This is a genomic window from Ensifer sp. CCNWLY38, assembly GCF_037120565.1.
Lineage (GTDB): Bacteria > Pseudomonadota > Alphaproteobacteria > Rhizobiales > Rhizobiaceae > Ensifer > Ensifer adhaerens_H.
Window position 1 is genome coordinate 34922 of record NZ_JBBBBO010000012.1, and the last position, 21876, is coordinate 56797.

Below are 21876 nucleotides of genomic sequence, written 5' to 3' on the forward strand. Positions count from 1 at the left end.
TCAATCCCTGTGTCTCCTTGCGGCTGTCAGGCCCGGATCGGGGCTTGTTTCAGTGATTCGTTTTTCTGCATTTGGAATCGAGACGCCATCCGAGTGCAAGGACTTCATTTGGGGGTGGCGTTTTTCGACCACCAGGCATCCGGGAAGCCCATCCCGTAATAGGGAAGTTCCTGCGGACGGGCGAGCTGGTTCCAATAGGCGACGCGGATTGACTTCGAGTAGAAGAGCGGCACGACGTAGTGATGGGCCAGGAGAACGCGATCGAGGGCGCGTGTCGTCGCGACCAATTCGTCGCGGTTGGGCGCGAAGATGATCCGGCGGATAAGCTCGTCGATCGCCGGATCGGCAATGCCGGCATAGTTTCTCGATCCGGTCTGATTGACCGAGCTCGATCCCCAGTAGTCGATCTGCTCGTTGCCCGGCACAAGCGTCTGGGCCCAGATGCCGTAGATCATGTCGTAGTCGAAGCTTCTGACGCGATTGGTGTACTGCGAATCGTCGACCGTGCGGATGCGCGCATCGATGCCGATCTTCTTCACGCTGTTGACGAACGGCGTAACCGTGCGTTCGAAGGACGGGTTGGACAGGAGGATCTCGAAACCGAAGGGCTCGCCGGTCGTGACGTTCACCAGTCGGTTGCCCTTGAGCTCGTAGCCAGCCTGCTTGAACAGGTCGAGCGCCTTGCGCAGGTTGTCGCGCACTTTCTGTGGTTCGCCGTTGACCGGGTTCGTATAGGGCGTGGTGAATACTTCGGAGGGAACCTTGTCCTTCAGTTCCTCAAGGATCGCCTTCTCGCGGCCTTCGGGAAGTTTGGAGGAGGCGAGTTCCGTGCCCCAGAAATAGCTGTCGACGCGCTGAAAGGTGTTGTAGGCGAGATTTCGGTTCAGATCCTCGAAGTCGAAGGCGTAGTTCAGCGCCTCGCGCACCCGCTGATTCCGGAATTTCTCGCGGCGCATGTTCGGCACGAAGGCTTGCATGATGCCGGTTGCACGCAAGGGGTTCTCGATCTCCTCGCGGATCACGCGGCCGTCCTTCATGGCCGGGAAATCATAGGCGGTCGCCCAATGGCTAGCGCTAGGATCTCGGTAGAAATCGACGTTGCCGGAGCGAAAGGCTTCGAACTCCACGTTTCTGTCGCTGAAGAAGGCGTAGCTGATCACGCCGAAATTATACTGACCGACATTGACGTTGAGGTCCTTGCCCCAATAGTCGTCCCTGCGTTCGAAGCGGATCGAGCCGCCGGCCTGGAACGAGGCTATTCTATAAGGGCCGGAGCCCATCACCGGCTCCAGCGTCGTGCGGCTGATGTCGCGCTTGTTGCCCTTGTCGTCCTGGCCTTCCCACCAGTGTTTCGGCACGATCGGGAGCTGGCCGAGAATGTTCGGCAGTTCGTGATTGTTCTTCTCGTCGAAGCGGAAGGTAACGTCACGCTCGCCTGTCTTTTCGGCGGAAATCACGTGGCGGTAATAGTTGGACAGGAGCGGATTGTGTTCCTTCACCTTTCCAATGGAGAAGACCACGTCCTCGGGCGTCACTGGCTTGCCGTCAGCCCATTTGGCCTCGGCGCGCAGGCGAAACGTCGCGGAGGAAATATCGTCGGGATAGGAAACAGCCTCGGCGAGCAGGCCGTAGGCGGTGGTGATCTCATCCTCGGCCGATTTCATCAGCGTATCGAAGACGAGCGAGGTGACGCCGCTCGCCGCCTCGCCCTTGGAAAGGATCGGATTGAACGTGTCGAAGGTGCCGCTTTCGGAGAGATGCAATTCGCCGCCTTTGGGCGCATCCGGATTGACATAGTCGAAGCGGGAAAAACCGGGCTTGTATTTCAGTTCACCGATTGACGACGTGCCATGGCGCCAGACGGGCTGATCTTGGGCGTTCGATGCAGGAGGAAGGAGAAGAAGTGTCGCGGCCAGAAATGACGCTGCGATTCTAGGTTTCACGATCCTGCAGAAGTTTGGCATCCAGCCGGTACCCCTTATATTTCAATCTTCTTTTGCGAGAGCATAGGCGAAATCGGGGCAATTGACAGGCACTGCCGCAAATCAGGCAAAATTTTTGAGTCACATCCCGGTGATTCACAAGCGCGTGACGCGTAAGGCTGAGGCAAAGACGGGGCCTTAGGATCGGGGTTCGTCGGATAGGGAATGCCGCGCGTTGGCGCTGCTGTCCGCGAGACAAATGGGACGAAATTCAATGATTGCTCCACTTCGACGTTGCGGCTCAGCGTTTCTTGCGTTGCTGCTGGGAACAGGCCTTCTGATTGCCGACAACGCGGCGGCCGAGGATGTGCCGGCAAAGGCGCTGTTCGGTGCCAAGGCCCTGCCAGCCGAGATGGCCGCGAACCCCTATGGTTTCTACGCGAAGGGCTGCCTTGCCGGTGGTGTCGCCATTCCGACCGACGGGCCCACCTGGCAGGCGATGCGGCTGTCGCGCAACCGCCGCTGGGGCCACCCGCAGATGATCGCGCTGATCGAGCAGTTTTCGCACGATGCGGCTGAAAAGGCCGGCTGGCCCGGCCTGTTGCTCGGTGACATCTCGCAGCCGCGCGGCGGTCCGATGCTATCAGGGCATGCGTCCCACCAGATCGGCCTCGACGCCGATATCTGGCTGACGCCGATGCCGCAGCGCACGCTCACCTATCGCGAGCGCGAGGATGTTTCGGCGACCTCGATGCTGCAGAAGAACAAGTTCCTGACGGTTGATCGTTCCATTTGGACGCCAAAACACGCGCAGCTCATCATGCTGGCTGCCAGCTACCCGCAGGTGGAGCGCGTCTTCGTCAATCCGGCGATCAAGAAGAAGCTCTGCGACACCTGGACCGGGGACCGATCGGCGCTCGGGAAGGTCCGGCCGATCTACGGTCATGACTATCACTTCCACATCCGCATCAAATGCCCCGCGGGCGCAGCGAGCTGCAAGGACCAGGCGGCGGTGCCGGCCGGCGATGGCTGCGACAAGTCGCTGGCCTGGTGGTTTACCGACGAGCCCTGGGCAAAGCCGAAGAAGAAGCCGGGCGAAAAGCCGGTTAAGCCAAGGGCCACGACCATGGCCGACCTGCCGAAAGCTTGCGCACTGGTGCTGAACGGTCCCGCGCCTGCCTCTGAAGAGGCCGCCACGTTTGGCACGGCCTATCGGGCGCCGGCACCTGCCGTGGCGGCTGAGGGTATCGAGCAGGTAATCGGCGCTGCCGCGGGCGACGTTCCGCCGGCCGATATTCCGGTGCCACTGGCCCGTCCGACCTTGCAATGATCAGGATGCGTGCGCGGGGTGGGCTGGCTTCAACCTTCCCATTGCCGCAGCGTTCATGTATAGGGCGATCAAATCGATTTAAAGATTGATGCGAGGCCCGACATGGCGGATCGGAAATGCATTGCCCTGATCGCTCACGATCAGAAGAAGGACGATCTTGCGGCTTTCGCCAAGGCGCATGAAGCGGTTTTGTCCCAATGGCGCATCGTTGCGACAGGCACGACAGGCGGCCGTGTCCTCGATGTCTGTCCAGGGCTCGACATCACGCGCCTGAAAAGCGGTCCGCTCGGCGGCGACCAGCAGATCGGCGCGATGATCGCCACCGGCGAGGTGCAGCTGCTGATCTTCTTCGTCGATCCCCTGACCGCAATGCCGCATGACGTGGACGTTAAGGCGCTGATGCGTCTCGCGATCGTCTACGACATTCCGATGGCCCTCAACCAGGCGACGGCCGAACAGTTGATCGACTTCAACCCAAAATCATAATCATGTTCGCTTCTCATGAGTTAGGCGGATGCGGGCGGAAAACCGCACACACTTTCCCTTATCCCGCTCTAGCTGATAGACAGCGATTTACCTGCCACGACGATCAGGATGGATCTTGCGATGCCCGGCACCAGTGAAAACGCCTTCCCCTTTCCGATCCTGATCGGCGATATCGGCGGCACCAATGCCCGCTTTGCCCTGCTCCTCGATGCCTTTGCCGAGCCGAAGCAGCTGCCGCCGATCAAGACCGGCGATTTCGAAACGATCGAGGAAGCGATGCAAAAGAGCATCCTCGACAAGACCTCGGTGCAGCCGCGTTCGGCGATCCTGGCGGTGGCCGGTCCGATCCGGGGCGATGAAATTCCGCTCACCAATGCCGGCTGGGTGATCAGGCCGAAGGACATGCTCTCGAGCCTTGGCCTCGAGGACGTGCTGATCATCAACGATTTCGAGGCACAGGCGCTCGCCGTGGCCGCGCCGGCGGATGAGGATCTCGTGCAGATCGGCGGCGGCAGCGTTCGTCCCCTGACGTCGCGTGTCGTGCTTGGCCCGGGCACGGGTCTCGGCGTCGGCGGACTGGTCTTTGCCCAGCACACCTGGATCCCGGTACCGGGCGAGGGCGGCCATGTCGACATCGGCCCGCGCAGCGAACGCGACCTTCAGATCTGGCCCTTCCTCGAGCCGATCGAGGGGCGCATGGCGGGCGAGCAGATCCTCTGCGGGCGGGGCATCATGAATCTCTATCGCGCCGTCTGTGCCGCCGATGGCGTGGACCCGGTGCTCATCGATCCGGCGGAAGTGACGACGCACGCGCTGGCCGAGAGCGACAGGGCGGCGATCGAGACGATCTCGCTGTTCTGCACCTATCTCGGCCGCGTTGCCGGCGACATGGCGCTAATCTTCATGGCCCGCGGCGGCGTGTTTCTGGCGGGTGGCATCTCGCAGAAGATCCTGCCGGCGCTCGTGAAATCGCCGTTCCGTGCCGCCTTCGAAGACAAGGCGCCCCACTCGGCGCTGATGAAGACGATCCCGACCTTTGCCGTCATTCATCCAATGGCGGCGCTCTCCGGCTTGGCCGCTTTTGCCCGCACGCCGAGGGATTTCGGTGTTGCAACGGAGGGACGCCGCTGGAGAAGCTGAGCAGTCGGCGCGCGCAAAGACTCGCCAAAGCGATACCAAACTACTATAGAGCCCCGGGAAAGGTCGGGCCGGAAACCGGCTCGCCACATTGGGTCCAGGGAAGACGGGCTTTTTGAGCGCCAGCAATAGAAAACAGCACGCGGTCGATTCCGATACGATCAGCGGAATTCTGAAACGGGTCATTGCGGAAAACGGTCGCGACCACATTCGCGGCTATGCTTTTGCCATCGCCTGTCTGGCCGTCGTCGCTGCAACAACCGGTTTCACGGCCTCGATCATGGAGACCGTGATCAACGAGGCTTTCGCCAACAAGCGGGCAGATATCGTCCTGCTCGTCTGCGGCGCGATCCTCACAGCCTTCATTCTGCGTGGCTTCGCCACCTACGGCCAAGCCGTTGCCCTGTCGAAGATCGGCAACAACATCGTCGCGCGTTACCAGCGCCGGCTCTACGCCCATCTGATGGCGCTGAGCGTCGGCTACTTCAATGAGACGCGATCGGCACAGCTTGCAGCCCAAATCAGCCAGAATGTCAGCGGCATCCGCGACGTGCTCAACCTGACGGTCACGTCGATCGCCCGCGATCTCCTGACGCTGATCGGTCTGGTCGGCGTCATGTTCGCCAAGGACTGGCTGCTGTCGATCATCGTCTTCGTCGCGGCGCCGCCATTGCTGCTCGGCCTGCGCTACGTTTCCAGGCGCCTGCGTTCGGCAACGCGCGAATCGATCGAGGTCAATAGCCGCGTTCTCGGCGCGATGCAGGAAACCATCCAGGGCATCACCATCGTCAAGGCCTTCACCATGGAAGGCGAACTGCGCGGTAAGGTCGATGCGATCATTGATCGGGCCGAGAACCGGGCGAACCGCATTGCGCGGTTGAGCGAGCGCACGGCGCCGATGACCGAAACCTTCGCCGGCCTCGCGATTTCTGCTGTGCTTGCCTATTCCGCCTTCCGCGCGATCTATGCCGACGTGCCGCCCGGCGCCTTCTTCGCCTTCGTGGTGGCTCTTCTGATGGCCTATGATCCGGCCCGCCGACTGGCGCGGCTGCAGGTCTCGATGGAGCGTGCTGCCGTCAATGCCCGCATGGTCTACGAAATCCTCGACACCGTGCCGCATCAGCGCGACAAGGCGGACGCCAAGGAACTGACCTTCACGAGTGCCGCAGTCGAACTGCGCGACGTCCGTTTCCAATACGCCAATGGCGACGAGGTTCTGAAAGGCGTCAGCTTCGTCGCCGAAGGCGGCAAGACGACGGCGCTCGTCGGCCCCTCCGGTGCCGGCAAGTCGACGGTTATCAGCCTCATCCCGCGGTTCTACGATCCGGCTTCCGGCCAGATCCTGATCGATGGGCAGGATATTGCCGACGTCACCAAGCAGTCGCTGCGCAAGAGCATCGCCTATGTGTCGCAGCAACCCTACCTCTTCGAAGGATCGATCCGCGACAACATCCGCTACGGGCGCATCGATGCGACCGACGCGGAGATCGAGGAAGCCGCGCGGCTTGCCTATGCGCATGATTTCATTCTAGCGCAGCCGCAGGGATACGATACCCCGGTCGGCGAAAACGGCATGACGCTTTCCGGCGGCCAGCGCCAGCGGCTGTCCATCGCCCGTGCCCTCGTGCGCAATGCGCCGATCCTGCTGCTCGACGAGGCCACCTCGGCGCTCGATACCGAATCGGAAGCCGCCGTGCAGAAGGCGCTCGATTACGCCATGAACGGCCGTACGGTGATCGTCATCGCGCATCGCCTTTCGACCGTCGTCAATGCCGACAAGATCATCGTCATGAAGGATGGTTCCGTCGTCGAAGAGGGCACGCATGCCGAGCTTGCACGGCGACCGGACGGTCTCTACGCTCGGCTTCACAATCTTCAGGGCCAGTCGCCTGAGGCCAAGGCGCCCGAAGCGCCGGCCGGCGCCGAAATCTAGAACATTTCCAGCAAAAGCGCGTAGCGGTTTTGCGTCCGGAAATGCGTAAGAACAATGAGATAGAGCGTTTCCCGACGCCGTTTTGACTGGGAACGCGCTAACAGCGGACGAGAAGGAAATCACCGATGGGCGAACCCGATATGAAGCTCGTGGTGGTGGGTGCTGCCGGCCGTATGGGCCAGACGCTGATAAGGACGGTTCACGCGATGGACGGCGTGCGCCTGCATGCCGCCATCGAACGTCCGGGTTCTCCCTTCATCGGCCGTGACGCCGGCGAAGTGGCCGGTCTTGGGCCGATCGGCGTGCCGGTCACCGACCAGCCGCTCGAAGCTTTCGTCGAGGCGGAAGGCGTGCTTGATTTCACAGCACCCGCGGGCACCGTCGAGTTTGCTGGCCTTGCGGCCCAGGCCCGCATCGTCCATGTCATCGGGACCACCGGTTGCTCGGCCGACGACGAGGCGAAAATCCAAGCCGCCGCGCGCCACGCCCGGATCGTCAAGTCGGGCAATATGAGCCTCGGGGTGAACCTGCTCGGCGTGTTGACGGAAAAGGCGGCGCGTGCCCTCGGCCCCGCCAATTGGGATATCGAAATCCTCGAAATGCACCACAAGCACAAGGTCGATGCGCCCTCGGGCACCGCATTGCTTCTCGGCGAAGCGGCGGCGACGGGACGCGGCATCAGCCTTGCCGACAATTCGGTGCGCGTGCGTGACGGTCATACGGGCCCGCGTCCGGCCGGTACGATCGGCTTTGCGACGCTGCGCGGCGGCTCGGTCGTCGGCGAACACTCGGTCATTCTCGCCGGCGAAGGCGAGCAGGTGACGCTCTCGCACAGTGCCACGGATCGCTCGATCTTCGCGCGCGGCGCCGTCACGGCGGCGCTTTGGGCACGCAGCCAGAAACCCGGCTTCTATTCCATGCTCGACGTTCTCGGGCTCAACTGACCTTTCCACTCTCAAGTCTCAAGGGGAATTCGACATGAGCGGTACTCTCGTCCTCGTCCGGCATGGCCAGAGCGACTGGAACCTGAAGAACCTGTTTACCGGCTGGCGTGATCCGGACCTGACGGAACTCGGCGTCGCGGAAGCCAAGGCAGGCGGCAAGGCGCTTGCCGAATATGGCATCAAGTTCGACATCGCCTTCACCTCCGACCTCGTCCGTGCCCAGCGCACCTGCCAGTTCGTGCTCGATGCCGTCGGCCAGTCCTCGCTCGAAACGATCCGCGACCAGGCGCTCAACGAGCGCGACTATGGCGACCTCTCTGGCCTCAACAAAGACGACGCACGCGAAAAGTGGGGCGAAGAGCAGGTCCACATCTGGCGCCGCTCCTACGACGTGCCGCCTCCGGGCGGCGAAAGCCTGCGTGACACCGGTGCCCGCGTCTGGCCCTATTACCTGACCGAGATCCTGCCGCGCGTGCTGTCGGGTCAGAAGGTTCTGGTCGCCGCCCACGGCAACTCGCTGCGCTCGCTGGTCATGGTGCTCGATCGTTTGACCAAGGAAGAGATTCTGAAGCTCAACCTCGCGACCGGCGTGCCAATGGTCTACAAGCTCAAGGCTGACTCGACGGTCGCTTCGAAGGAAGTGCTGGGCGACATGTCCGGCGCCCACTGAGCGCTGACAAATATGGAAATGAAGAAGGGGCGCCGAGCGCCCCTTTTTTGTTCTTGCCAAGCAGTTCCAGGAAAGGTGTGACGCGGCTTTCCGTCCGGAACTGCGTGACTTGGAGCATCAGATCGTGCCGTCCGCCGCCTTGCCGGCTTCCCAGCCGAGGATCGCACGCTTGCGCGTCAGACCCCAGTGGTAGCCGGTGAGGTCTCCGCTCTTGCCGAGTGCGCGATGGCAGGGAACCACGAAGGAGATCGGGTTACGCCCGACGGCAGCACCGACGGCGCGCGAGGCCGTCGGCTGGCCGATCGTCCCGGCGATGTTCGAATAGGTGGTGGCGCAGCCGAGCGGGATCTTCAACAATGCCTGCCAGACCCGGATCTGGAAATCGGAGCCGATCAGGAAGATACGCAGCGGCTCTTCCTGGCGCCAGCGCGAGGGATCGAAGATGCGTGCCGCATAGTAGGCGGTGGCCGCACTGTCTTCGATATAGCTGGCGTTCGGCCAGCGTTGCGCCATGTCCTCGAAGCTCGCCTGTTCGCCGCCGCCATCGTTAAAGGCGAGGCCTGCCAGGCCGCGGTCTGTGATCATCACCAGCGCCGTGCCGAAGGGCGAGGGATGGTAACCGTAGCGGATCGTCAGGCCGGTGCCGCGGGCCTTCCACTCACCCGGCGACATTGCCTCATGGGTCACGAACAGGTCGTGCAGGCGGCTCGGTCCTGATAGACCGACCTCGATGCTGGTTTCGAGCAGCGGCATGTCTTCCTGGCGCAACAGGCGCTTGGCATGGTCGAGCGTCACCGCCTGGAGGAAGGCTTTCGGCGAAAGCCCGGCCCAGCGGGTGAAGACTTTCTGGAGTTGCGTCGGCGACTGCTTCAGGCGGTGCGCCACGGTTTCGAGCGACGGCTGGTCGCGATAATCCTCGGTGAGCATTTCGATCACGCGGCTGACCGTATCGTAATCGGTGCCTTTCGGCGTGATGTCTGTGGGTACGGATGTCGCAATGTTCATGGCTCTTCTCCTGTCATGCCACAGGTAACCATTTGCAGGGGTCCGCAGCCACCCGAAACTTGAGTGAATGCGAGGATTTAGCCGTTCGGCAAGCGTCAGCGACGACGAACGGTGGCAAGTGCGCCCGATAGCGCCAGCGCGAAGGTCTCACGATCGTCGCGGTTGAGAAAGGAGCCGATATCGATCCTGTTGCCGCCGCCGCTGATCGTCATCGAGATGATGCCGATCTCCTGGTGCCGGGCGACGTTGAAGCGCGCCCAGAACGGGTTGAAGCGGTGTTCGGTGATCTGCCCGGTCGGCGTGAACTTGCGCACGGACACGTCGGTTCTGGAAACGCTGACTTCTTCGCGGCTGAGCGCCGAGCGGTAGTTCAGCCAGAAGGCGCCGAGCAGCAACAGATAATCAAGGCCGAAAAAGAATACGATCGGCCAGGCGCCGATGACCAGGAAGACGAAAGCATGCACCAGGCTCAGGAGCCCGGCGATCAGGAGCAAGATCTTGAAGCCCCTGCGCCCGAGCGAGCGATAGGGCGTGAGCTCGGCGGTGAAGACCGGCGCATCCTCGGGCGGGGTGGTGACGTTGCCATTGATCATGACCTTTGACTATAGATGCATCATGAAAAACGTGAAGCCGAAATTCCCCGCCAGCGCCGCAAAACCCAATACGAGCCGCCGCGCGACGCCGCGGGTGAAGAGCCTCTACAGCCAGGACGAGCTCAAGGAGATCTTCCGCCGCTTCTCGATCCAGCGCCCCGAGCCGAAGGGCGAGTTGGAGCACGTCAACCCGTTTACGCTCGTCGTTGCCGTGGCGCTCTCCGCCCAGGCGACCGATGCCGGCGTCAACAAGGCGACGCGCGCGCTCTTCGCCATCGCCGATACGCCGGAGAAGATGCTGGCGCTCGGGGAAGAGAAGGTCCGGGACTACATCAAGACCATCGGCCTTTATCGCAACAAGGCGAAGAACGTCATCGCCCTCAGCGAAAAGCTGATCCGCGATTTCGGCGGCGAAGTGCCGCGCACGCGCGAAGAACTGGTGACCCTGCCGGGTGTCGGCCGCAAGACCGCCAATGTCGTGCTCTCGATGGCTTTCGGCCAGTCGACGATCGCCGTCGATACCCACATTTTCCGCATCGCCAACCGCCTCTGTCTGGCGCCGGGCAAGACCCCGGACGAGGTGGAGGACAAGCTGATCAGGATCATCCCGGATGAGTATCTCTACCATGCCCATCACTGGCTGATCCTGCACGGGCGCTATTGCTGCAAGGCGCGCAAGCCCGAGTGCGACCGCTGCGTCATCGCCGATCTCTGCAAGTCGCCGGAAAAGACCTGCGATATCCCGGCGCCGCTCGTCGAACTGCCGCCGCAGATCATCTCCGCCGCAGGCTGAGGCACCTTGGTATTGTCTTGACGGTCGGCGTCAGGCCGACACCAGCCGGTCGATCAGCGTGCAGATCGTTTCCGCATAGACATCTGTCGACGCACCATCGGCAATGTCGAGCGCCGCGCGATCGAAGGCGGCCGAAAGCAACGAGGCCATGGCCGAAAGCCTTTCCGGGCCAGGCACTGCCGGCGCCATCGCCTCGGCAATGCCTTCCTCCAGGGTTCTCTGGGCATTGGCCGCGTCGATCGCGGCCATTTCCTGCTTGCCGAGCACCGCCGGCCCGTCGAGCAGCAGCAGGCGAATTCGGCCCGGCTCGCGCATCGCGTCGAAATAGGCGCGCGCACCGACTTTCAGTGCGTCGCGGGGCGTGAGGTCGTTGGCCGTTGCCTGCTCGATCGATATCGCCACTGCGCCCGCCTCCCGCTCCGCTACGGCACGGAACAACGCCTTCTTGTCTTCGAAGTGGTGATAGAGCGCGCCGCGGGTCAATCTTGCGGCGGCGACAATATCGGGCGTGGAGGTATCGGCATAACCCCGGGTGACGAAGAGGCCGCGGGCTGCATCGAGGATCGCGGCGCGGGTCGTGTCGGATCGCTCGCGATTGGAGCGGCGGGAGTTTTGTTGTTGCATACATGCAGCCTGTATGTTAATTGAAGAAACATACAGATTGTATGATACGGCCGAAGCGAGGGAAAGCCATGAAATCGACGAGCTACTATCCTGTCATCATGACATCAGATGTTGCCTCCACTGCCGCCTTCTACATCGAGCACTTCCGTTTCCAGGCGCTCTTCACCAGCCATTGGTATGTGCATCTCCAGTCGGTCGAGGACGAACATGTGACGCTGGCGGTGCTCGACTACCGCCACGAGACGATCCCGGAGGAAGCACGTACGCCGACCCGTGGTCTTCTCCTGAATTTCGAGGTCGAGGATCCGGATTTGATCTACGCGCAGGCGGTTGCCGCCGGGCTGCCGATTCTGAAGACTCTGCGCGACGAGGACTTCGGTCAGCGCCATTTCATCACCGCCGACCCCAACGGCGTGCTGATCGATGTCATCAAGCCGATCCCGCCGAGCGCCGAATTCGCCGCAGCCTACGACGAAAGCGCACTTCCGACGGCCTGATGCGATGGCCCCACGTCTTTTGTCTTCCAAATGGCCGGAAAACCGGTATTAACGAACACCGGCCATCACGGAGACCGGACGAGGTTCATGACAAAATACGACGTGCTGACGATCGGCAATGCCATCGTTGATATCATCGCGCGCTGCGACGATGCTTTTCTCAATGAAAACGGCATCATAAAGGGCGCCATGAACCTCATCGATGCCGAACGAGCCGAGTTGTTGTACTCGCGCATGGGCCCGGCCGTCGAAGCGTCCGGCGGCAGCGCCGGCAATACGGCAGCCGGTGTCGCCAGCCTTGGCGGTCGCGCTGCCTACTTCGGCAAGACCGCGAGCGACCAACTCGGCGAGATCTTCGCGCACGACATCCGCGCCCAGGGCGTTTACTTCGAGACGAAGCCGCTCGAAAACGTGCCGCCGACCGCGCGCTCGATGATCTTCGTCACCGAGGATGGCGAGCGCTCGATGAACACCTATCTCGGCGCCTGCGTCGAGCTTGGCCCCGAGGATGTGGAGGCCGACGTCGTCGCTGAGGCCAAGGTCACCTATTTCGAAGGCTATCTCTGGGATCCGCCGCGGGCCAAGGACGCCATCCGCGAGACCGCGCGGATCGCCCACGAAAACGGCCGCGAAACCGCGATCACGCTGTCCGACAGCTTCTGCGTTCACCGCTATCGCGACGAGTTCCTCGAACTCATGCGTTCCGGCACGGTCGATATCGTCTTCGCCAATAAGCAGGAAGCACTGGCCCTCTACGAGACCGAAGACTTCGATCTGGCGCTGGAAAAGCTCTCGAAGGATTGCAAGCTCGCTGCCGTGACGCTGAGCGAAGAAGGCTCGGTGGTCGTGCGTGGAGAGGAGCGGGTTCGGGTCCGCGCAACGCCGATCGCCCAGGTCGTCGATACGACCGGTGCCGGAGACCTCTATGCCGCGGGCTTCCTGCACGGCTACACGACCGGACGCTCGCTCGAAGACTGCAGCAAGCTCGGCAATCTCGCCGCCGGCATTGTCATCGGTCAGATCGGCCCGCGGCCGATGGTCTCGCTGGAAACGGCCGCCAAGCAGGCCGGTCTGGCCTGATTCGCCCTGATTGAATTTTGTGAAAAGCAGGCGTGGCCTTACTTGAAGGCCTCGCCGGGATAGGCGCCCCAGATCTCGCTCTGGGCGATCCAGCCTTCGACGCCCTGCGTCTCGGCATGGCACCAGTCGCCATTGCATTCGCCGACATGCACGATGACCCCCGGCTCCATGCGGGCGACGATCGGGGATGTACCCTGCGGATCGCGGCGCATGTTGACGAAGACGCCCTCGCCCTTGCCGCGCATCCAGGGCGCTGCGACGGCTGTACGGTCGCCGGAAAGCAGCGCCTGGTTGACCCAGCCTTCGGTGCCGTCGGCGTCGCGGATACGGCGCCAGTTATCGTATTCCTGGATGATCTCCACCGGCACGCCGGGCTTCATGTAGCGGAAGGCGACCGCGTAATCGACGCTCGGGCCGATCCTAAGATTGACGCTCTTCGACTTGAGGCTCACGAAGCGCGGCAGCGGCAGTCCGCTGGCGCCCTTGGCAGCTTGAGCGTACGCCGCCGACGCCATGATCCCGGCGCCAAGGCAGGCGGCGATCAACGAGAACGAGAATCTGGAAATGACATGACGCATGACGAAGCTCATTTTCCGTGGCACTAGCTTTTGCGGGCGCAGTTCACCTGGGGCCCAACACACGGGCTGAAATCGCGGGGACGAACGCGCGAGTTTTGTTTGTCTTCCCGGTGGGGTCTGGTAGAAATTGCGGCTACAGGGAGAAAGTATCGCCCAACTTGGTTAAGGACCCGTCAACAAGGCCCGTCGCAGCAATGACAAGCAAGAAGAAGCCCACGGTCTACATCACCCGTAAACTGCCTGATATCGTCGAGACGCGCATGCGCGAACTCTTCGATGCGGAGTTGAACATCGACGACACGCCGCGCAGCCAGCCCGAGCTCGTCGCGGCGGTGAAGCGCGCCGACGTGCTGGTGCCGACGGTGACCGATCGTATCGATGCGGCGCTGATCGAGCAGGCCGGTCCACAGCTGAAGCTGATCGCCAGCTTCTCGAACGGTGTCGACAACATCGATGTTGACGCCGCCGCGCGCAAAGGCATCACCGTCACCAATACGCCGAACGTGCTGACCGAAGACACGGCCGACATGGCGATGGCGCTGATCCTTGCCGTGCCCAGAAGGCTCGCCGAAGGTGCGCAGATCCTGACCGATCGCAAGGGCGAATGGGCCGGCTGGTCGCCGACCTGGATGCTCGGCCGGCGCATTGCCGGAAAGCGCATCGGCATCGTCGGCATGGGCCGGATCGGCACCGCGGTCGCACGCCGCGCCAAGGCCTTCGGCCTTTCGATCCACTATCACAACCGTCACCGGGTGAATGCGGAAACCGAGGAGATGCTGGAGGCGACCTACTGGGACAGCCTCGACCAGATGCTGGCCCGCGTCGATATCGTTTCGGTCAACTGCCCGTCGACGCCGGCGACCTATCACCTGCTCTCGGCCCGCCGCCTGGCGCTGATGCGGCCTGACAGCTACATCGTCAACACAGCCCGCGGCGGCATCATCGACGAGACGGCGCTGATCAAGTCCCTGCGCGAGGGCAAGATCGCCGGTGCCGGCCTCGACGTCTTCGAGAACGAGCCGGCGGTTAATCCGAAGCTGATCAAGCTCGCGGGCGAAGGCAAGGTCGTGCTCTTGCCGCATATGAGTTCGGCGACGCTTGAGGGCCGCATCGACATGGGCGACAAGGTGGTGATCAACATCCGCACCTTCTTCGACGGCCATCGCCCGCCGGACCGCGTACTTCCGGGCCGCGACTGATCGCGAAGCGCCGCACGGCGCTGTCGTGCGGTTGTCTGTCCGTCCTGCTCAACGTCAGAAGCTAAAGCCTGTCGCGCAAAAGTGCGCAGCGGTTTTGCGATAAACGACATGCGAAACATCAAAAACTTAAAGCGCAAGGAGCGAATCTGAAAGATCGCGACGCGCTTTAGAGTGTCTTGCGCATCTCGATCGCCGTCGGCCGGGTAAAGCCGGGGTGGCACATCGTAGCGGTTTCGACGAAGCCCCAGGCGGCGAACGCCCGGTGGTTTTCGGTGAGTTCGATGCGGGTGAGTAGCCGCAACGCCGAAAGGCCGAGCGCTCGCGCTGTCGCCTCCGCTTCCGCGAGCAGCAACCGGCCGATACCCTTTCCCTGTGTCTGCGGGGTAACCGCGAGCTTGCCGATATAGAGGCAATCGGCTTCAGGCTTGCAAAAGATGCAGCCTACAAGCCGCTCGCCGTCGCTGACGCCAAAGGCGATCTCGTCGGCAATCTTTTGTCGGAGCGATTCAATGCTCAAGGCATGTGCCGACGACGGTGGATCGATCCGTCCGTCCATGTAGGAGAAGGCGCCAAGGATCAGCTTCTGCAGTTCCTCGTGCCGGTCGAAGCTTTCACTGATTCGGAAGATCTGCACCATGATCGGCCTACGCTCGGCGACGGTAGCGGATGGTGTTGAACTGCGCCGTCAGTGCATCATACATCAACAGCCGCCCGACCAACGGTTCGCCGAAACCGGCGATCACCTTGATCGCCTCCATCGCCTGGAGCGTGCCGATGACGCCGGTCAAGGCCCCGACGATGCCGGCTTCCGCGCAGGAGGGCACGACGCCGGCCGGCGGTGGTTCCGGGAAGAGATCGCGATAGGAGGGGTTCGGCCGCCCATCCGTGCCGGCCTTGTACGGCATCAGCACCGTCAGCGATCCGTCGAAGCGGCCGACGGCGCCGGTCACCAGCGGTATGCCGACCGCCGCTGCCGTATCGGCTGCGAGATAGCGCGTGTCGAAATTGTCCGAGCCGTCGATCACCAGGTGATATTGCCGGAACAGGACCTCGGCATTGTCGGGGTTGAGCCGCAGCCTGTGTTCGTCGACGCTGACATGCGGGTTGAGTGAACCGATCGCTTCGGCTGCTCTTTCGACCTTGGCGCGATCGATGTCCTCGGTGCGGTGAATGATCTGCCGCTGGAGGTTTGAGAGCGCAACGATGTCGTCGTCGACGACGCCGATCCGGCCGATGCCAGCGGCCGCGAGATAGACGAGCACCGGGGCGCCGAGCCCGCCGGCGCCGATCACCAGCACACGTGCCGCTTTGAGTTTTTGCTGCCCCGCGCCGCCGATTTCCGGCAGCACGATATGGCGGGCGTAGCGGGCGATCTCCGATTGGTCGAGCTTCTCACCGGTCATGCAACATCCTCCTCATCCCGCTCGGCCGGGCGGCCGATCGATTCTCAAGCGAGAGCGGATGCGGGCGGAAAACCGCACACACATTTCCTCATCCGCTCTTGCTTATCCCGTAACGCTCCCGTGCGAAACGGTCAGGAACCGGCCGCGTTCGCCAAGCGCCTCGAACATCGCCTGGTCCGTTCCCGTCATGAAGGCCTGGCCGCTGAGGCCATCGACGAGGTCGAACAGCGCCGCACGCCGGTTGACGTCGAGATGCGCGGCGATCTCGTCGAGCAACAGGATCGGCGCGTGGCCGGTCATGTCGCCGACCAGGCGCGCATGTGCCAGCACCAGTCCGACGAGCAGCGCCTTCTGCTCGCCGGTCGAGCAGCGTGCGGCTTCCATGTCCTTGTCCCGATGACGCACCAGCAGGTCGCTTCGGTGCGGCCCATCGAGCGTCCGGCCCGCCGCTGCGTCGCGCGGCCGTCCGTCGCGCAGCATTGTCAGATATTGCTCTTCGAGATCATAGGCCGGGCGATGGCCTTCGTCGTCGAGAAAGCCGGAAAGGGCCAGCCGCGCCGACGGAAAAACGCTGTCACCGACATTCCGTTCGACGAGTGCGGTCAAGAGGTCGAGCATCTCCTGCCTTGCCAGCGCCATGGAAACGCCGAGACCGGCCATCTCTCGCTCAATCGCAGTCAGCCAGGACGGATCCGGGCGAAACTCGCTGAGCAGCCGGTTGCGGCTGCGCATCGCCCGATCGAATTCGCTGGCGCGTCGGCCATGTTCCGGATCGAGCGAAAGCACCAGCCGATCGAGGAACCGCCGCCGGTCGGCCGAAGGCCCGGTGAAGAGCCCGTCCATCGATGGCGTCAGCCAGAGGACGCGCAGGTGATCCGTCAGTTCGTCGACGGTTGATGCCGGCGTTCCGTTGAGCCTCAGCCGCCGGGATTGGCCCTCCGACACGCCGGCGGTGCCGGTGCCGATTTCGACCGGCCCCTCCATGCCCTCGACCTCCGCAAATACGGAAAACCCGTCGCTCGCGCCGACGCGGGTGACGTCGGCGTAAGCCGCGCGCCTCAGGCCCCGTCCTGGCGAGAGGAAGGAAACCGCTTCCATCAGATTGGTCTTGCCGGCGCCATTCTCTCCCGTCAGCACCACATGGCGCTGGTCGAGCTCCAGCGCGAGAGCCGCATAGTTGCGGAACTCCGTGAGCTTCAAGCGGTTGAGAAAGACCTTGTGGGGCATGGGCAAACCGGATTCGACGTTGGGCGCCAGCTACAGCGCCGCGCGTCTTATCAGACGCGCAAAGGTCGCTGTAGCACTTTGAATTGCTGCATGTCTTCGTCCTTAAATCGAGGTCGATTTAAGGAGACATGCAGTAGGACGAAAGCGTTGGCCAAGGCAAGACGAAATGGCCAGCGCGTCGATATCGCCTGGGATAGGTCGATATCGGCAGGGGATAGGCGGCAAACCCCTTGAATCAGGTGCTTTTCTTGAGCGCCTCGGTCAAATATGACAGTTTCATGACAATCCACGGATGGATATATTTGTAATGCTGGCTTGGTTCCGCAAACTGCTTCCCCGCGAAGATCGCTTTTTCGACCTTTTCGCTAAACACGCGCTCACCGTCGTCGGTGCCGCCGAAGCGCTCGACAGGCTGCTTGCCGGTGGCGACGACATGGAGAAACAGTGCGACCGGATCGTCGCGCTTGAGGATGAAGCGGATCATATTACTGGCGAAGTGCTCCTGGCGGTGCGCCGGTCCTTCATCACGCCGTTCGACCGCGGCGACATCAAGGACCTGATCCAGTCGATGGACGATGCCATCGACATGATGCACAAGACGGTCAAGACGATCCGGCTCTACGAGCAGAAGACATTCGATCCGGGCATGCGCGAGATGGCGACGATCATCGTCCAGGCCGCGCATCTGATCGGCGAGGCCATTCCGCTGCTTGATCGTATCGGAACCAATCACAACCGCCTCATCGCCATCGCCGAGGAAATCACCCGCATCGAGGGGCGTGCCGACGAATTGCACGACCTCGGCCTCAAGGATCTCTTCCGCCGCCACGGCGCTAGCAACCCGATGGCCTATATCATCGGCAGCGAGATCTATGGCGAGCTCGAAAAGGTGATCGACCGCTTCGAGGATGTTGCCAATGAAATCAGCGGCATCGTGATCGAGAACGTCTGATGGATGCGACGCTCGCCTTTCCGTTGCTCGTCGGGCTGATCGGCATCGCGCTGTTCTTCGACTTCCTGAACGGTTTGCACGACGCTGCCAACTCGATCGCGACAATCGTCTCGACGCGGGTGCTCAGGCCGCAATATGCGGTCATGTGGGCAGCCTTTTTCAACTTCATCGCCTTCCTGTTCTTTGGCCTGCATGTGGCCGAGACGCTCGGCAAGGGCATTATCGATCCCGGCATCGTCACGCCGCTGGTGATCTTTTCGGCCCTCTTAGGCGCCATCGTCTGGAACATCGTCACCTGGCTCTTCGGCATTCCGTCGAGTTCGTCGCATGCGCTGATCGGCGGCCTCGTCGGTGCCGGCCTTGCCAGCACCGGTTTTAGTTCCATCGTCTGGACCGGTCTTCTGAAGACCGTCGGCGCCATCTTCATGTCGCCGGCGATAGGCTTCTTCCTGGCCCTGCTTCTGGTGTTGATCGTCTCCTGGATTTTCGTGCGGCAGACGCCCTTTGCCGTCGACCGCACCTTCCGCGTGATGCAATTCGTCTCCGCGTCGCTCTATTCGCTCGGCCACGGCGGCAACGATGCGCAGAAGACCATGGGCATCATCGCCGTGCTGTTGTTCTCGCAGGGCTATCTCGGCTCCGAGTTCTACGTGCCCTTCTGGGTGGTGATCACCTGCCAGGCGGCGATCGCGCTCGGCACGCTGTTCGGCGGCTGGCGCATCGTTCACACGATGGGCTCTAAAATCACCAAGCTCAACCCGATGCAGGGTTTCTGCGCCGAAACCGGCGGGGCGATCACGCTCTTTGCCGCCACCTGGCTCGGCATTCCGGTTTCGACGACGCACACCATCACCGGCGCGATCATCGGTGTCGGCGCGGCGCGGCGGGTCTCGGCAGTGCGCTGGGGGCTCGCCGGCAATATCGTGATTGCCTGGTTCATCACCATGCCGGCAGCGGCAGCAATCTCGGCGCTCGCCTATTTCACCATCGATCTGATCTTCTGATCGAAGCGAATGGCGTCTCCCGCTTCAATCGACGGGAGACGCGTATCATTTCTCGACCCGAGGCGCGGGGCTGTCCCGTCCGCCCTGATGCAAGGTCAGGCTCCCGGCGCGGGTGCCGGTTACGGCGAAGCTGATCTGCGCATCGATAAGCTTTGCAAAGAAACGATGCTCGGCCTCCGGGAAGATTTCGATCCGATCCTGTCCCGTTGCCTGGGCAAACAGCCGATCGCCATCGCGGAAGATCGTCAGATCGAAACCGGGTGCCAGCCGATAGGTGCCGACATAGGCGTCATAACTCGTTGGATCGACAGTTATCGCAGTGCGCCGGGCCGCGGCCGGCGCAAGCGGAGCGTTGCGGTTGAGCAAGTGTAGGCCGATATCGTCCACGCCGACGTCGGTCGACGTGTTTGACAAGGCGACGACGCCGACGCCGGTCGACGGACGGTAGCCGACGAAGGATCGATAGCCGCCGGTCCCGCCATTGTGCCAGATAAACTGTTCATCGCCCTTGCCCGAGATCACCCAGCCAAGCGCCTGCCGGTCTTCGTCGCCGTTGCCGAGCGGCTGTCGGGTCGCAAGTAACGTGGTGAAGGCCGGTGCTAGCGGCGACGGCGTTTTCCCCATGACCGCCTCCAGGAATATCAGAAGATCGTTCGCCGTGGAGCGCAGCGCACCGGCTCCCTGCAGCGCGTTGAGATCCCAGTCTCTCACTGGCTCCAGCGCCGCATTGTGGCCTGTCGCCCGCCTTTCGGCCCAGCCGGGCTGCGACGAGATCGCCGTGTCCTTCATGTCGAGAGGCGCCGTGATGCGGCTGATGATGAGCTCCTCGTAGGAAAGGCCGGCCTTCAAGGCGAGCGCGTGGCCGAGTAGCCCGGCGCCGAGATTGGAGTACTCGTGCTCGATGCCAGGGCGCCGCAGCGGCTTGTGATGGGACAGGAAGGCATAAAGCTTCGCAGTGTCGTAGGCCGCATACGGATTGCTCGTGTCTGTCAGGTCCAGATTGGTGGGTAGCCGCGGCAGACCGGACATGTGTGTTGCCAGGTCCTTCAGCGTGATCGGGCCCTCCTTGTCGTTCGGCATCGCCACATCTGGCGGAAGCAACGTGGAGACGGGCGTGTCGAGGCGCAGCGTGTCTTTTTCAATCGCCTCCGCGAGCAACAGCGCGGTGAAGACTTTGGTGACCGAGCCGATCTCGAACACGGTCCGTCCATCGACCGGGCGCGGGTCACCTTTGGCCGGATGGCCGTACGCTACGATGCGTCGTCCATTGGCATCGATGATTCCGACGACAATGCCGACCGACTGCTGCTGCTTGTCGATTCGATCGGTCAGAATATTCAGGATTTCGGCATCGGTCGGGGCCGTGGAAAGGTTGTCCGCATGGGCGGCGGTGCCAAGTGTCATGGCGACGATCCAGTTCAGAAAGAAGGTCCGCATGATGAGAAGATAGGAAACCAATCTTTGGTTGCGATGGGTGCGAAGCGCATGCCAGCCGATTTCGATCAAGCTTCTGTCGAGACTCGATCGGCAATCGGCGAGATACAGTCGCTGGCAACGATTACGCGGGGGTTGCGGAAACGCTTCACGGATCCCAATAGGGCGGATCGCCAAAAGCTTCCTTCAGATGTTGGGCGATGGCTCGGAGCTTGGCGGAGACGCGTCGTCCTTCCGGATGCGCCATATAGATGAATTCGGGCTCCGGACGCAGCCCGACATCGATCTCACGCAATTGCCCTTCGCGCACCGCGGGGCCGGCGATGAAGGCGGGCAACAGCGCGATGCCGAGCCCGGCGACGGCGGCGTCGTGTATCATGTCGCCATTGTTCATGCCGAGGGCCAGGCGCGCCCTGACGATCGTTGCACCGGAAGGTCCCTCGAACCGCCAATCGGCCGCACCGCGATTGGTGTAGAAGACGCCGCGATGGCCTTCGAGCTCGGCAAGCGACGCCGGTGTGCCCTGTCGTTCGAGATAATCGGGCGAGGCGACGAGCAGGCGACGGCTTCTGGCAAGCTTCCAAACAACCAGGCGGGAATCGGCGATCACGCCGTGGCGGACAATCGCGTCGTAGCCTTCCGAGGCCGCATCGACCCACCGGTCGTCGAGATCGAGCGTCAGTTCGATTTCCGGATGGCGCGCCAGGAACGGATAGAGCGCCGGACCGAGATGCCGGCGGCCAAAGCTGACGGGCGCGGCGATCCGAAGCGGCCCCGTCAGCTGTCCGCGCCGCTCGGCAAGGTCGCTCGCGGCCGCCTGCACCTCGCTGACGATCCTGACGGCGCGCTCGCGGAAGGCGATGCCGTCCTCGGTGAGCGTCAGCTTGCGCGTCGTCCGATGGAGGAGCGTGGCGTTGAGCCCGCGCTCCAGTTCCGCCACGCGTTCGCTGACGACGGATTTCGACAGGCGCAGGCGCCGCGCCGCTTCGCTGATCGAGCCAGCTTCGGCGACCGCGACAAAGGCGGCTATTCCCTCGATCTTCACCATCGTTCGGCTTTTCCGAA

At 62.6% G+C, this 21876-nt stretch carries 22 protein-coding genes; 12 read left to right on the forward strand and 10 right to left on the reverse strand.

From position 1 onward, the window contains the following. Positions 1-104: 104 nt before the first annotated feature. Positions 105-1964, reverse strand: a complete 1860-nt coding sequence (locus V7S54_RS23830; protein ID WP_065371992.1) for an extracellular solute-binding protein — start codon at positions 1962-1964, stop codon at positions 105-107. A 232-nt stretch (positions 1965-2196) separates the two neighbouring features. Here V7S54_RS23830 and mepA point away from each other — a divergent pair, with 232 nt between their 5' ends. The 6 genes from mepA to V7S54_RS23860 all read left to right on the forward strand — a co-directional run bounded on the left by mepA (position 2197) and on the right by V7S54_RS23860 (position 8422). Next, positions 2197-3252, forward strand: a complete 1056-nt coding sequence (gene mepA, locus V7S54_RS23835; protein WP_065371993.1) for a penicillin-insensitive murein endopeptidase — start codon at positions 2197-2199, stop codon at positions 3250-3252. 102 nt (positions 3253-3354) lie between these two features. After that, a complete protein-coding gene (locus V7S54_RS23840; RefSeq protein WP_058324470.1) occupies positions 3355-3738 on the forward strand; it encodes a methylglyoxal synthase in 384 nt (127 codons plus the stop codon). A 120-nt stretch (positions 3739-3858) separates the two neighbouring features. After that, positions 3859-4878 (forward strand): glucokinase, encoded by a 1020-nt coding sequence (locus V7S54_RS23845; protein WP_065372419.1) that lies wholly within the window; start codon positions 3859-3861, stop codon positions 4876-4878. 112 nt (positions 4879-4990) lie between these two features. Further along, positions 4991-6808 carry an ABC transporter ATP-binding protein gene (locus V7S54_RS23850; protein ID WP_065371994.1) on the forward strand — a complete coding sequence of 606 codons (1818 nt, stop codon included), beginning with the start codon at positions 4991-4993 and terminating at the stop codon, positions 6806-6808. Positions 6809-6933: 125 nt separating this feature from the next. Next, complete coding sequence (gene dapB, locus V7S54_RS23855) at positions 6934-7752, forward strand: 4-hydroxy-tetrahydrodipicolinate reductase (RefSeq protein ID WP_065371995.1); 819 nt, start codon at positions 6934-6936, stop codon at positions 7750-7752. A 34-nt stretch (positions 7753-7786) separates the two neighbouring features. Next, entirely contained in the window at positions 7787-8422 is a 636-nt protein-coding gene (locus tag V7S54_RS23860; RefSeq protein WP_065371996.1) for a 2,3-bisphosphoglycerate-dependent phosphoglycerate mutase, read from the forward strand. 117 nt (positions 8423-8539) lie between these two features. Here the strand turns inward: V7S54_RS23860 and V7S54_RS23865 are convergent, their stop codons facing one another. After that, positions 8540-9427: a methylated-DNA--[protein]-cysteine S-methyltransferase gene (locus V7S54_RS23865; RefSeq protein ID WP_065371997.1), complete on the reverse strand. Its 888-nt coding sequence runs from the start codon at positions 9425-9427 to the stop codon at positions 8540-8542. 95 nt (positions 9428-9522) lie between these two features. Further along, complete coding sequence (locus V7S54_RS23870) at positions 9523-10020, reverse strand: DUF2244 domain-containing protein (RefSeq protein ID WP_065371998.1); 498 nt, start codon at positions 10018-10020, stop codon at positions 9523-9525. A gap of 22 nt (positions 10021-10042) precedes the next feature. On the opposite strand from V7S54_RS23870, the gene nth reads away from it, so the two are divergent. Next, complete coding sequence (gene nth, locus V7S54_RS23875) at positions 10043-10813, forward strand: endonuclease III (protein ID WP_065372420.1); 771 nt, start codon at positions 10043-10045, stop codon at positions 10811-10813. A gap of 30 nt (positions 10814-10843) precedes the next feature. Here the strand turns inward: nth and V7S54_RS23880 are convergent, their stop codons facing one another. Next, on the reverse strand, positions 10844-11437 hold the full coding sequence (locus V7S54_RS23880) for a TetR/AcrR family transcriptional regulator (protein ID WP_065371999.1): 594 nt from the start codon (positions 11435-11437) through the stop codon (positions 10844-10846). Between the two features lie 68 nt (positions 11438-11505). Between V7S54_RS23880 and V7S54_RS23885 the strand changes: the two genes are divergently transcribed. Together V7S54_RS23885 and V7S54_RS23890 are read left to right on the forward strand one after the other, a co-directional pair. Further along, entirely contained in the window at positions 11506-11934 is a 429-nt protein-coding gene (locus tag V7S54_RS23885; RefSeq protein ID WP_065372000.1) for a VOC family protein, read from the forward strand. An 87-nt stretch (positions 11935-12021) separates the two neighbouring features. Then, positions 12022-13014: an adenosine kinase gene (locus tag V7S54_RS23890; protein ID WP_065372001.1), complete on the forward strand. Its 993-nt coding sequence runs from the start codon at positions 12022-12024 to the stop codon at positions 13012-13014. 38 nt (positions 13015-13052) lie between these two features. On the opposite strand, the gene V7S54_RS23895 is transcribed toward V7S54_RS23890, so the two are convergent. Beyond that, a complete protein-coding gene (locus V7S54_RS23895; protein ID WP_057247750.1) occupies positions 13053-13604 on the reverse strand; it encodes an SH3 domain-containing protein in 552 nt (183 codons plus the stop codon). Between the two features lie 182 nt (positions 13605-13786). On the opposite strand from V7S54_RS23895, the gene V7S54_RS23900 reads away from it, so the two are divergent. Beyond that, entirely contained in the window at positions 13787-14791 is a 1005-nt protein-coding gene (locus V7S54_RS23900; protein ID WP_057247751.1) for a 2-hydroxyacid dehydrogenase, read from the forward strand. 166 nt (positions 14792-14957) lie between these two features. Here the strand turns inward: V7S54_RS23900 and V7S54_RS23905 are convergent, their stop codons facing one another. From V7S54_RS23905 to recF, 3 genes are all read right to left on the reverse strand, one after another. Beyond that, positions 14958-15428 carry a GNAT family N-acetyltransferase gene (locus V7S54_RS23905; RefSeq protein WP_419178138.1) on the reverse strand — a complete coding sequence of 157 codons (471 nt, stop codon included), beginning with the start codon at positions 15426-15428 and terminating at the stop codon, positions 14958-14960. 7 nt (positions 15429-15435) lie between these two features. Next, positions 15436-16194, reverse strand: coding sequence for a molybdopterin-synthase adenylyltransferase MoeB (locus V7S54_RS23910; RefSeq protein ID WP_065372002.1), 759 nt, complete (start codon positions 16192-16194; stop codon positions 15436-15438). Between the two features lie 102 nt (positions 16195-16296). Further along, the gene (gene recF / locus V7S54_RS23915) at positions 16297-17421 is read right to left on the reverse strand and encodes a DNA replication/repair protein RecF (RefSeq protein ID WP_065372003.1); all 1125 of its coding nucleotides are present in this window, start codon (positions 17419-17421) and stop codon (positions 16297-16299) included. Positions 17422-17728: 307 nt separating this feature from the next. On the opposite strand from recF, the gene V7S54_RS23920 reads away from it, so the two are divergent. Together V7S54_RS23920 and V7S54_RS23925 are read left to right on the forward strand one after the other, a co-directional pair. Continuing rightward, complete coding sequence (locus V7S54_RS23920) at positions 17729-18373, forward strand: DUF47 family protein (protein ID WP_065372004.1); 645 nt, start codon at positions 17729-17731, stop codon at positions 18371-18373. Continuing rightward, positions 18373-19377 (forward strand): inorganic phosphate transporter, encoded by a 1005-nt coding sequence (locus tag V7S54_RS23925; protein ID WP_065372005.1) that lies wholly within the window; start codon positions 18373-18375, stop codon positions 19375-19377. Before V7S54_RS23920 ends, V7S54_RS23925 begins: the two co-directional genes overlap by 1 nt. Positions 19378-19422: 45 nt before the next feature. Here the strand turns inward: V7S54_RS23925 and V7S54_RS23930 are convergent, their stop codons facing one another. Together V7S54_RS23930 and V7S54_RS23935 are read right to left on the reverse strand one after the other, a co-directional pair. After that, entirely contained in the window at positions 19423-20883 is a 1461-nt protein-coding gene (locus tag V7S54_RS23930; protein WP_065372006.1) for a serine hydrolase, read from the reverse strand. A 76-nt stretch (positions 20884-20959) separates the two neighbouring features. Then, positions 20960-21859, reverse strand: a complete 900-nt coding sequence (locus V7S54_RS23935) for a LysR family transcriptional regulator (protein ID WP_065372007.1) — start codon at positions 21857-21859, stop codon at positions 20960-20962. Positions 21860-21876: the final 17 nt, after the last annotated feature.